The organism is Rhodococcus sp. (in: high G+C Gram-positive bacteria) (assembly GCF_049299235.1).
Classification (GTDB): Bacteria; Actinomycetota; Actinomycetes; order Mycobacteriales; family Mycobacteriaceae; genus Rhodococcus.
In genome coordinates this window covers 127,050-138,018 of record NZ_JBAQXC010000114.1, presented here as the reverse complement: position 1 = coordinate 138,018, position 10,969 = coordinate 127,050, and the positions used below count along the sequence as shown (strand labels likewise).

Below are 10,969 nucleotides of genomic sequence, written 5' to 3'. Positions count from 1 at the left end.
CCACCCCGATCGTGTTGCCGCGAGCAGGGCGGCCCCGCACCATCACCTGCGCGCTGCTGACGGCCGCCGTCGTGCAACTGCTGTTCGTCACCCTTCTGACCCAGACGGCACTGCTCGTCGCGGCCTTCCTGCTCGGTCTCGCCGGGCAGATCGTCAAGCTCACCGGTGACGCCGCAATGCAGATCGAGATCGACGACGCCCGACGCGGTCAGGTGTTCGCACTTCAGGACACGGTGTTCAATATCGCGTTCCTCGCCGCGATCGCGGCGGCCGCAGTCGTCGTCGCACCCGACGGACGCTCACCCGGACTCGCGGTTCTCGGCGTCGGGATCTATCTGTCCGGACTCGCCGGGGTGCTCGCCGTGCGCCACCTCCGGGCGTGAACCGACGCGATTTGTTAGGTTCTGCAGGTTCAGCGCATCAGTGCGGTTCCGTCAGGAGGCGTCCATGTCCCGTCGAGCGGTCCTCACGTCGCTGGCACTCGCATCGTTGACGTTGCCGCTTCTCGCGGTGCCCGCGACCGCCGACGGCGCCGGCCCGGTGAACTCGTGCGGCGAATCAGGTTTCGATCCGGCCGCCGAGCGACCCGAATCCGGCGGACCCGTTATCGACATTCCCCGCGTGCTGAAAATTCCGGTCCCGTACCCCGAGTTCGTGCAGGTCGAAGTTCCGGGTCCCGTACCGGACACCACCCGGATTCCGCAGGCACCGCTACCCGCGGATCCGTGCATGGACCCGTGTCCGGAGATCACCGCGACACCCGATGTACCGATCGGGATCGACCAGGGAAGCAGCGGTTCCGGTAGCGGTTCGTCGGTGCTGCCGCGACTCGAGATCGATCCGCAACCCGAGACCATTCCGATCCCCGTTCCGGGTGGGGAACCGCCTGCGCCGCAGCCTGCACCGCACCCGATGGTCCCGCCCGTCGAACCGGCACCGGCCGCCGGTCGCCTGGGCGCACCCGGGGTGGGCGCGGTCTCCTTGGTGTCGCAGTTGACCGGACCCGGATCGGAGAATCGGACCGACGCCCGCTGGCAGGTCAGCGGTACCGACCTCGGGATCATGTGGGAGTCGCGGCCGGGTGAGGTGGCCGTCGCATTCGGCGATACGTTCGGCCTGGACTGGGAGCCACCGGGCGCCACGGGAAGCGACTGGCGCAGCAACGTCCTCGGGTTCAGTTCGGATGCCGACCTGTCCGACGGCATGACCATCGATTCGATGGTCCAGGACAGCCCGTGCCATGCGGCCGAGATCCTCGATTCGCGGCACGTGCGCAACTTCGAGACGACCGTCATCCCCACGTCGGGGTTCGCGATCGGCGACCGGCAGTACCTCAGCTACATGTCGGTGCGGCGTTGGAGCACCATCCCGGGCATGTGGTACACGAACCTCGGTGGCATCGCCTGGTCCGACGACCAGGGGCAGACGTGGACGAAGGATCAGCACGCCCGTTGGGACAATCTGTTCGGTATCGGCCGGTTCCAGGTCGCGACGATGGTGCCGCACGGCGATCACGTCTACATGTTCGGCACACCCAACGGACGCATCGGCACCGTCGGACTCGCCCGGGTCCCCACTGCGGACGTCCTGAACCCGACCGCGTACCAGTACTGGGTCGACGATGCGTGGATTCCTGCCGCAGAGCATGCCGCCACTCCACTGTTCGCGGGTGTCGCGTCCGAGTTGTCGGTCCGCTACGACGCCGAGCACGACCGTTGGCAGATGAGCTACCTCGATCCGGTCGCCGGAACCATTGTGCTGCGTCAGGCCGCCACTCCGCAGGGACAGTGGTCGGACCCGGCCGTTCTGGTGCGCACTTCCGACTACCCGAAGGCGTACGGGGGGTTCATCCACCCGTGGTCGGACGGCGACGACCTGTACTTCACGATGTCGGAATGGGACAGCTACAACGTCTATCTCATGCGCGCCCAGCTCACCGGGTGAGGGAAACCCCATCACCCGGAGTCAGGGGGAGCGGTGGATGCCGACCTCGGTGGCTTTGACGACGAACCACACTCGGGAACCGGGCTCGAGGGCGAGATCCGCGACGGCGGCAGCGGTGATCTCGGCAGCCATACCGCTGCCGGCGGCACGGACCATCACGGTGGCGCCGCGTGCCTCCAGATCGGTGACGACGACCTGAAAACTGTTGCGGGGGCTGCCGTGTGGCTGCTCTCCGTACACCGCGACAGCAGCGGGGGAGAACACCGCGACGGCACGGTCGCCGGGACCGCTGCCTTCTCCGACGGTACCGACGATCGGACCGAATTCGGTATCGAGTCCGTCGGCGGTGGCCGTGCCGGGAACCAGGTTCACACCGGCGATCCGCGCCGCGAACGCACTCCGTGGGCGGGTGAGAACATCACGGACCGAACCTGTTTCGGCGACCTTCCCACCGTCGACGACCGCAACCCGGTCGGCGAGTGCCAGCACATCGAGCGGGTCGTGCGTCACCATCAGCGCAGTGCGATTCTGCTCACGCAGGATGCGCCGCAGCAGCGAACGGATCGCGGGAGCCGCCGTGACGTCGAGCGCCGCCATCGGTTCGTCGAGCATCAGCAGTTCCGGTTGCGCGGCGAGCGCACGGGCGATCGCGACGCGCTGCGCCTGACCACCCGACAGCTGACGCGGGCGGCGCTCCGCGAACTCGGCCGCATCGACCGCCTCGAGCCAGTGCATCGCCACCCGGTGTGCCTCGCGCCGTCCGGTTCCGGTGCTGCGCGGAGCAAACGCCACATTGGCGACGGCGGTGAGGTGCGGAAACAGCAACGCCTCCTGCGCCAGCAACGCGATCGACCGGTGGTGCGGCGGCACGTCGACACCGGCGTCGGTGTCGACGAGGACGCGGTCGCCCAGGACGATGTGCCCGCTGTCCGGACGCAACAGCCCCGCAACGAGGCTCAGCAGCGTCGACTTGCCGGCACCGTTCGGTCCGAGGACCGCCAGGACACCACCCGATTCGACGTCGATCGACAACTCGAGATTCCGCGCGTCGACCGAGGCACGCACCGACAGGGCACTCACAGGGCACCGGCGATCCGGCGACCGCGCGCGGCCACGACGATCACGACCGCAACCAGCACGAGCACGAGCGACAGTGCCACCGCCGCGTCGGGATCGGTTTCGCGCTGCAGATAGATCTCGAGCGGCAAAGTGCGGGTGACCCCCTGCAAGCTGCCGGCGAACGTGATGGTCGCGCCGAACTCGCCGAGCGCCCGAGCGAAGGCGAGCACCGCACCCGACACGAGACCGGGCAGCACCAGCGGCAGCGTCACGCGACGGAACACGGTGGTGGGCCGGGCACCGAGGGTCGCGGCCACGGTTTCGTAGCGACGCCCCGCCGTGCGCAGGGCTCCTTCGAGACTCATGACGAGGAAGGGCAGGGCCACGAACGTCTGGGCGATGACGACGGCGGTCGTCGAGAACGCGATGCGCAGACCGAGTACCTCGAAATACTCACCGAGCAACCCGCGTCGGCCGAACGTGTAGAGCAGGGCGATACCACCGACCACCGGGGGCAGGACGAGCGGCAGCAACACCAGCGATCGCAGGATCGGCATTAACCGAAACGTGCTGCGCGCCAAGACTGCTGCCATCGGAACACCGATCAGGACACACAGGACGGTACTGACGGCGGCGGTGCGCAGACTCAGGGCCAGCGCGTCCAGGGATTCGTCGGAGGTGATGAGTTCGGGAAACCGAGGCCAGTCGACGACCAGCACCATCGACACCAGCGGCAGGATCACGAAGACTGCCCCGACGGCTGCCGGCAGATAGATCCAGGCCGGCAGGCCCGTCGGTGTCGTGTTCTTCGATTTCGTCCCGCGCCTCATGCTCGGGTTGCCCGGATTCACGGAGCGCCGAAACCTGCTGCCTCGAAGACCGGTCGTGCTTCGTCGCCGGTGATAAATGTGACGAACTTCGTTGCCAGTTCCGGGTTCTGCGAATTCTCGAGTACCGCGATCGGGTAGGTGTTCACCGCGTCGGCGGATTCCGGGAACGGCACCGCCGTGACCTTGTCGCCGGCGGTGGTGGCGTCCGTGACGTAGACGAGTCCGGCATCGGCCTGGCCGGAGGTCACCTTGCCGAGCACATCCGTCACCGACGATTCCTCGCTGACCGGGGTGATGTCGACGCCGGTCGCCGTTTCGATGCGACCGGTCGCGTTGCCGCACGGAACCTGCGGCGCACAGACGACGACATTCAGGTCGGTGCGGGCAAGATCGGCGAACGACGCGATGCCCTTGGGATTTCCGGGTTCGGTGACGATCGTGAGGATGTTGGTCGCGAAATTCGCGGGAGCGCCGGAGACAGTGTCGGCAGCGACCGCCTTGTCCATGTTCGCGGTGTCTGCGGAGGCGAACACGTCAGCGGGTGCGCCCTGGGTGATCTGTGCGACGAGGTCCGATGACCCCGCGAAGTTGAAATCGACGGTGGCTCCGGGATGCATGCCCTCGAACTGTGCGCCGAGTTCGGTGAATGTCGCCTTCAGTGATGCCGCGCCGAACACGGTGATGGTCTCGGCGCTCTCCGGAGCGGACGTACTCGTCGCCGGCGTCGATCCCGAGTTGTCGGTACCGCACGCCGCGAGCACGAGGATGGTTCCGGAAAGTGCTGCAACGAGTTTCGCACGCTTCACGATGCCCCTCCTGGGGTTTCGATGATGACGGTGGTCGCCTTGACGACGGCCACCCCGATGCTGCCCGGTTCGAGTCCGAGCTCGTTCACCGCTTCGGCGCTCATCAGAGACACGACCCGGTGTGGCCCGCACTGCATCTCGACCTGGGCCATGACCGTATCGGCCACGACGCGGGTGACGATGCCGGCGAACCGGTTACGGGCGGAGCTGCCGACCCCGAGCAGGTCTGGAGCGTCGCCGGCCTGGCCCCGTACGAACTCGGCAAGAACCTTGCCTCGGATGACTTTGCGGCCGGATTCGTCCTTGTCTGCGGCGAGTACACCCTGGTCGATCCACCGCCGGGCGGTGTCGTCGCTGACGCCGAGCAGCGCCGCGGCGTCGCGAATCCGGAGCGCCGTCATCGCCGTACCAAATCCTCATCTACCGAGAAGAAGAGCCTATTCACCCGTATATGCGTCACAGATCAGACAATATACCCGTGCACGCGATCGGTCAGTACACGTCCCGGACGTAGCGCTTGTCCACTGCGAGTTTCTCGACGTAGAGGTCGGCCCCATCGGCGTCGAGACGCCCGTGGGTCTGCACCACCTCGCGCAACGTCGCGTCCACATCCTTCGCCATGCGACTCGCGTCGCCGCACACATAGAAGTGCGCGCCGTCCTGCAACCACTTCCACAACCGGGCGCCGTGTTCGCGCATCCGGTCCTGTACGTACACCTTCTGCCGCTGATCCCGGGAGAAGGCCAGATCGAGCTTCGTCAGGAACCCGTCCGAGTGCATCGATTCGATCTCGTCGCGATACAGATAGTCGGTGTCGGATCGCTGGTCGCCGAAGAACAGCCAGTTCGGTCCCGCGTGCCCGAGCTCACGACGGTCGTGCAGAAACGCCCGGAACGGCGCGATCCCGGTGCCCGGACCGATCATGATCATCGGGGTGTCCGCGGTGGACGGCGCCCGGAAGTTCGGGCTGCGCTGAACGAAGATCGGGATGTCGACGCCCTTGCTGTGATCGGCGAGGAAGCTCGAGCACACACCGGCGCGTTCGTGTCCCTCGTAGGCGTACCGCACCACGGAGACGGTCAGTTGAACTTCGCGGGGATCGGTTTTCGGACTCGACGAGATCGAATACATCCGCGGTTGCAGCCGGGTCAGGACCGGCATCCACTCCTCGATGGGTGCCTTGAACGGAAATTCCGCGATGACGTCCATCGCTTGCCTGCCGTACAACCAGCGTTGCAGTTCGATCTTGTTTCCGGTGCGGAGGAGTTTGCCCAATTCTGCACTGTCGCTCTGCTTCTGAACGAATCGAAGCAGATCCTTGGTGACCCGGGTGATGTCGAGAAATCGGGTGGCGGCCTCACGCAACGGTATGGTCGGCATGTCGCCGAGTTCGACCGGGGATTCCGGATCGAGTGCGGACACCTGTAGCCATTCGTCGACGGTCGCCGGGCCGTTGGTCGGCATCACCCCGAGTGCGTCGCCCGCCTCGTATTCGAACGCCGGGTCGTACAGTTCGAACCCGAACTGCCGCACATCTTTCGACGATCCCGTCCCACTGAGCGGCACATTCCGGCTCAGCCTGGTGACGAGCGGGGACTTCCGGGTGAACGCGGGTTCACGCACCGCGAGGGGTGCGGCCCCGGCGGCTCCGGTTCCGCCCGCGACGGTTCCCCGGAACATTTCCTCGACGCCATTGAGCCACGCGAACGCGGCATCCTGATAGTCAGGTTCACAGTCCACCCGGTCGGCAAGCCTGGTCGCATCGAGTTCGGCGAGTCGTTCATCGATCCGGCGGCCGTGACCACAAAAATCTTCGTAACTGGAATCACCGAACGCTAGTACTGCATACCGTGTTCCGGGAAGCTTGGGTGCGTCTTCCCCGCTGAGCGCCTTCCAGAACGCGCTACCGTTGTCCGGCGCGTCACCGTCACCGAACGTGCTCGTGATGACCAGCAGATCCTCGATCTCCGACAACGCCACGACGTCGATGTCGTTCATTCCCATGAGGGTCGCGGCCCTGCCCGATGCCCGGAGTCGGTCCACACACAGCTGTGCGAATTCCTCCGCGTTGCCGGTCTGCGACGCCCAGGCGACGACGATCGGCACACCTCGGTCATCTTCTGGCAGATCAGGATTCGCGTACCGGACCGCGACCGGGGCGTGCGAGAACAGACCGGCGAGGAGACCGTCGAGCCAGACCCGCTTGGCGGGCGGAAACGGTGCCGACTCCGGCAGTACCGGAACCACCTCGGCGGGCGCACTGCGCAACCCGGCGAGCAGACCGGCGAGATAGACCTGCTCGTTGCCGTCGAACGCCGGTACCGCCTGCTCGTCGATGCCCAGTGCCGCGGCCAGCCGGTCGACCGCGGGCGCCGCCGACACCTCGAATTTCGCCGGCTCCGGAGCCTGCGACGCGACGGGAGAGACAACCGCGACCTTCGACAGCGACACCGCACACACCTTGAACTCGGGCTGCTGCGAGACCGGGTCGATCGCGTCGTTCGTCACCGCGTTGATCGCCAGGTCTTCCCCGAAGGTGTCGTTCCAGTGGAACGGCGCGAAAACCGTACCCGGCAACACACGATCGGTGACGACTGCAGGCAGCACCGCCCGCCCACGACGCGACGCGATCTCCACCGAATCCCCATCGGCGATCGACACCCTCTCGGCGTCGACGGGATTGACTTCGACGAAGGGCCCCGGATCGAGCTTGTTGAGCTTGGCGACCTTGCCCGTCTTGGTCAGGGTGTGCCACTGATGTTGCACGCGACCGGTGTTCAACACAATCGGGAAGTCGTCGTCGGGCATTTCCGCGGGCGGCATGTGCGGGCGCGGAAAAAACACCGCCCGGCCGGTGTCGGTCGCGAACGCCAGACGCGGAACGGTGCCGTCCCCCCGGACCAGCAGCGCGCGACTGGTCCCGTCATTCAGATAGCGGATCGGGTTGCGGGTCGACTCGGCGTCCGGTGGGCACGGCCACTGCACCGGCGTCGCGCGCAACTGCTCGTAGGTGACGCCGCGCAGGTCGTAACCGGTGCGCGGGTTCCAGAACGCCTTGATCTCCTCGAAAATCTCCTCGGCACTCGAGTAGGTGAACGCGTCGGCGTAGCCCATCTCGCAGGCCACGCGCGCGATGATCTCCCAGTCGGGAAGTGCGTCACCGACCGGATCGACGGCCTGCTGCAGCAGTGTCAGGTTTCGTTCCGAGTTGACGGCGACGTATTCGGATTCGGCCCACAACGTTCCCGGCAGCAGGATGTCGGCGTACGCGTTGGTCTCGGTCTCGAGAAACACATCCTGTGTGACCACCAACTCGGCCTTCTCGAGTCCCTCGAGAACGGTCTTCCGATTCGCGACACTGGCAACGGGATTGGTGCAGATGATCCAGCACGCCTTGATCTCTCCGGCCGCCATCTTCTCGAACATCTCGATGGTGCCGCCGCCGACCACCGTGCTCACGGTGCCCCGAGGAACATTCCAGATGTCCTCGACGAACGTCCGGTCGGCCTCGACGAGGACCGTGCGCTGCCCCGGAAGCCCCGGGCCCATGTAGCCCATCTCCCGGCCACCCATCGCATTCGGCTGACCGGTCAGCGAGAACGGTCCGCTGCCGGTCCGGCAGATCGCGCCGGTCGCCAGGTGCAGATTGCAGATCGCGTTCGTGTTCCAGGTGCCGTGTGTGCTCTGGTTCAAACCCATCGTCCAGCAACTCATCCAGTTGCCCGCCTCACCGATCCAGCGCGCGGCGGTGCGCAGGTCGTCCTCCGCAAGACCGGTGATCTGCGCGACCACCGCGGGCGGATAGTCGGCGAGGAACTCGGTCATCGCGTCCCAGCCGTCGGTGAACTCCGCGACGAACTCGGCGTCGACGTGCCCGCCGGCGACGATCAGGTGCAGCAGTCCGTTGAGCAACGCAAGGTCGGTGCCGGGAGCGATCTGCAGAAACAGATCTGCCTTGTCGGCGGTCGCACTGCGCCGGGGATCGACGACGATCAGCTTCGCGCCCGCCTTGACCCGGTCCATCATGCGGAGAAACAGAATCGGATGACAGTCGGCCATGTTGGCACCGGTCACGAAGAACACATCGGCGTGATCGAAGTCCTCGTACGAGCCGGGCGGACCATCCGAGCCGAGGGACTGCTTGTAGCCGGTGCCCGCACTGGCCATGCACAACCGCGAGTTCGATTCGATGCGATTGGTGCCGATGAATCCCTTGGCCAGCTTGTTCGCAAGATACTGCGCTTCGAGGGACATCTGCCCGGACACGTACAAGGACACCGCATCGGGGCCGTCCCGGTCGATGATGTCCTTCAGACGCCGCGCGGTTTCGCTGATCGCCGCCGCGACCGGAACCGGTGCCCGGTCACCTCCGCGCTCCACCCTGCGATACGCGGTTTCGAGCCGGCCGCCCGCGACCAGCATCTCGGCGCTCGTCGCCCCCTTCGTGCACAGCCGGCCACGATTGGTGGGGTGATCCTTGTCGCCGTACGCCTTCAGGACACGGCGCGCGCCCGTCGCCGCATCGGTCGCGATGTCGAGCACCATGCCGCACCCCACGCCGCAGTAGGAGCAGGCAGTCCTGACCGTCGTGCTGTCGCCCTGCATTGCACCGCCCCTCGTCCCGCCGAGCCGTCCGATTCCGGCCGGGTTCCATGCTGCGGATCGGGTGTTGCGGGAGCATTAACTGCGATGCGTGCCCCGTGACATCTGGCTCACGAAAACATGGGTGAGCGGGTGAGGGAACGGAAACAGGTCCGAAGGATCCTGAATGTCGCGCTCGGCGATATCGGTCGGTGGTATCGGTCGACTCAGCCGGTGGCGCTCTGCTCCGCCCACCATCGGCGCAATTCCGCCTCCGCCTCGTCGCGCCCCAGCGGACCCCGGTCCAGGCGCAATTCCTTGAGGAAGTTCCACGCCTTGCCGACCTGCGGGCCGGACGAGATCCCGAGGATCTCCATGATCGCATTGCCGTCGAGGTCAGGGCGGACCTTCGCCAGGTCCTCCTTCTCCGCCAACGCCACAATGCGCTGCTCGAGGTCGTCGTAGGTCGCCTGCAACGCGGCCGCACGGCGCTTGTTCCTGGTGGTGCAGTCCGCGCGCACCAGCTTGTGCAGCCGCGGCAGCAGTGGTCCGGCGTCGTGCACATACCGGCGCACCGCCGAGTCCGTCCACTGAGCTTTGCCGTATCCGTGGAACCGCAGATGCAGATACACGAGCTGGCCGACATCCTCGACCGTCTGTTTCGGATACTTCAAGGCCTTCATGCGCTTGCGCACGAGCTTCGCCCCGACCACCTCGTGATGGTGGAAGCTCACACCGCCACCCGGCTCGTTGCGTTTGGTGCCGGGCTTGCCGATGTCGTGCAGGAGCGCCGCCCAGCGCAGAACCGCGTCGGGGTCACCGTCCTCGAGATCGACGGCCTGCCGCAACACCGTCAGCGAATGCCAGTAGACGTCCTTGTGCTGATGGTGCTCGTCGATCTCGAGTTTCATCGCGGGGACCTCCGGGAGCACCCGCTCGGCGAGGCCCGTCTCGACCATGCACTCGATGCCGTCGACGGGATAGGCACCGAGAATCATCTTGTCGAGCTCCGCCTGCACCCGCTCGGCACTGATGCGCAGGATTTCGTCGGCCATCCGCTCGATCCCCGTGTGTACCCGCTCGGTGAGCGTGAAGCCCAGTTGCGACACGAATCGGGCGGCGCGCAGCATCCGCAACGGATCGTCGTGGAACGAGTCCTGCGGCAACGCGGGGGTGTCCAGTACACCGGCGAGCAGCGCGTCCAGCCCGCCGAGCGGATCGACGAAGCCTCCGATGCCGTCGGGTCCGATCCGCACCGCCATCGCGTTGACAGTGAAATCGCGGCGGACGAGGTCGTCCTCCAGCCGGGTGCCGTACTCGACGACGGGATGCCGGGTGACACGATCGTATGCGTCGGTCCGGAACGTGGTGATCTCGATCTGCTCGACGCCCTTGACGGCGCTGACCGTCCCGAAGTCGAGACCGGTGTCCCACTGGTGATCGACGAAACCGCGGAGCAGTTCCTGCACACGAGCGGGGTGGGCGTCGGTGGTGAAGTCGAGATCGGTACCGAGGCGGCCGAGCAGGGCGTCGCGGACGCTGCCGCCCACCAGGTACAGCTCGTGACCGGCTGCGGTGAAACGCTCACCGAGCGGCGCCAGCACGTTCGACAGGGCACGCAGCGTGACATCGGCGCCGGCGAGCAGCCGGGTACGCCGATCGGCGTCTGCGGAGGGAGAGTTCACGTCTTCGAACCTTACCGAGGCGGGCAAACGCGTGGTTCGACCGGCAGCGACGTCACGCCAACTA

At 66.4% G+C, this 10,969-nt stretch carries 7 protein-coding genes and 1 pseudogene; 2 read left to right on the top strand and 6 right to left on the bottom strand.

Annotation, left to right across the window (positions count from 1 at the left end):
* Both WAX14_RS07405 and WAX14_RS07400 read left to right on the top strand, forming a co-directional pair.
* Window positions 1-383 (top strand): annotated as a pseudogene (locus WAX14_RS07405) (hypothetical protein); the annotation flags it as partial.
* Between the two features lie 64 nt (window positions 384-447).
* Window positions 448-1,944: a DUF4185 domain-containing protein gene (locus tag WAX14_RS07400; protein ID WP_422627443.1), complete on the top strand. Its 1,497-nt coding sequence runs from the start codon at window positions 448-450 to the stop codon at window positions 1,942-1,944.
* 21 nt (window positions 1,945-1,965) lie between these two features.
* On the opposite strand, the gene WAX14_RS07395 is transcribed toward WAX14_RS07400, so the two are convergent.
* The 6 genes from WAX14_RS07395 to WAX14_RS07370 form a co-directional block, all read right to left on the bottom strand.
* Window positions 1,966-3,024 carry a sulfate/molybdate ABC transporter ATP-binding protein gene (locus tag WAX14_RS07395; RefSeq protein WP_422627442.1) on the bottom strand — a complete coding sequence of 353 codons (1,059 nt, stop codon included), beginning with the start codon at window positions 3,022-3,024 and terminating at the stop codon, window positions 1,966-1,968.
* Window positions 3,021-3,833, bottom strand: coding sequence for an ABC transporter permease (locus WAX14_RS07390; RefSeq protein WP_422627446.1), 813 nt, complete (start codon window positions 3,831-3,833; stop codon window positions 3,021-3,023). The genes WAX14_RS07395 and WAX14_RS07390 overlap by 4 nt, the downstream gene beginning before the upstream one ends.
* 17 nt (window positions 3,834-3,850) lie before the next feature.
* Complete coding sequence (gene modA / locus WAX14_RS07385) at window positions 3,851-4,639, bottom strand: molybdate ABC transporter substrate-binding protein (RefSeq protein ID WP_422627441.1); 789 nt, start codon at window positions 4,637-4,639, stop codon at window positions 3,851-3,853.
* Complete coding sequence (locus WAX14_RS07380) at window positions 4,636-5,040, bottom strand: TOBE domain-containing protein (RefSeq protein WP_422627440.1); 405 nt, start codon at window positions 5,038-5,040, stop codon at window positions 4,636-4,638. Before WAX14_RS07380 ends, modA begins: the two co-directional genes overlap by 4 nt.
* Before the next feature lie 91 nt (window positions 5,041-5,131).
* Window positions 5,132-9,244 (bottom strand): molybdopterin-dependent oxidoreductase, encoded by a 4,113-nt coding sequence (locus tag WAX14_RS07375; protein ID WP_422627439.1) that lies wholly within the window; start codon window positions 9,242-9,244, stop codon window positions 5,132-5,134.
* Window positions 9,245-9,447: 203 nt separating this feature from the next.
* Window positions 9,448-10,905: a CCA tRNA nucleotidyltransferase gene (locus WAX14_RS07370; RefSeq protein WP_422627438.1), complete on the bottom strand. Its 1,458-nt coding sequence runs from the start codon at window positions 10,903-10,905 to the stop codon at window positions 9,448-9,450.
* Window positions 10,906-10,969: the final 64 nt, after the last annotated feature.

Coding starts and splice junctions, on each gene's coding strand:
- WAX14_RS07400 (WP_422627443.1), top strand. CDS start 448: ATGTCCCGTCGAGCGGTCCTCACGTCGCTGGCACTCGCATCGTTGACG.
- WAX14_RS07380 (WP_422627440.1), bottom strand. CDS start 5,040: ATGACGGCGCTCCGGATTCGCGACGCCGCGGCGCTGCTCGGCGTCAGC.
- WAX14_RS07390 (WP_422627446.1), bottom strand. CDS start 3,833: ATGAGGCGCGGGACGAAATCGAAGAACACGACACCGACGGGCCTGCCG.
- WAX14_RS07375 (WP_422627439.1), bottom strand. CDS start 9,244: ATGCAGGGCGACAGCACGACGGTCAGGACTGCCTGCTCCTACTGCGGC.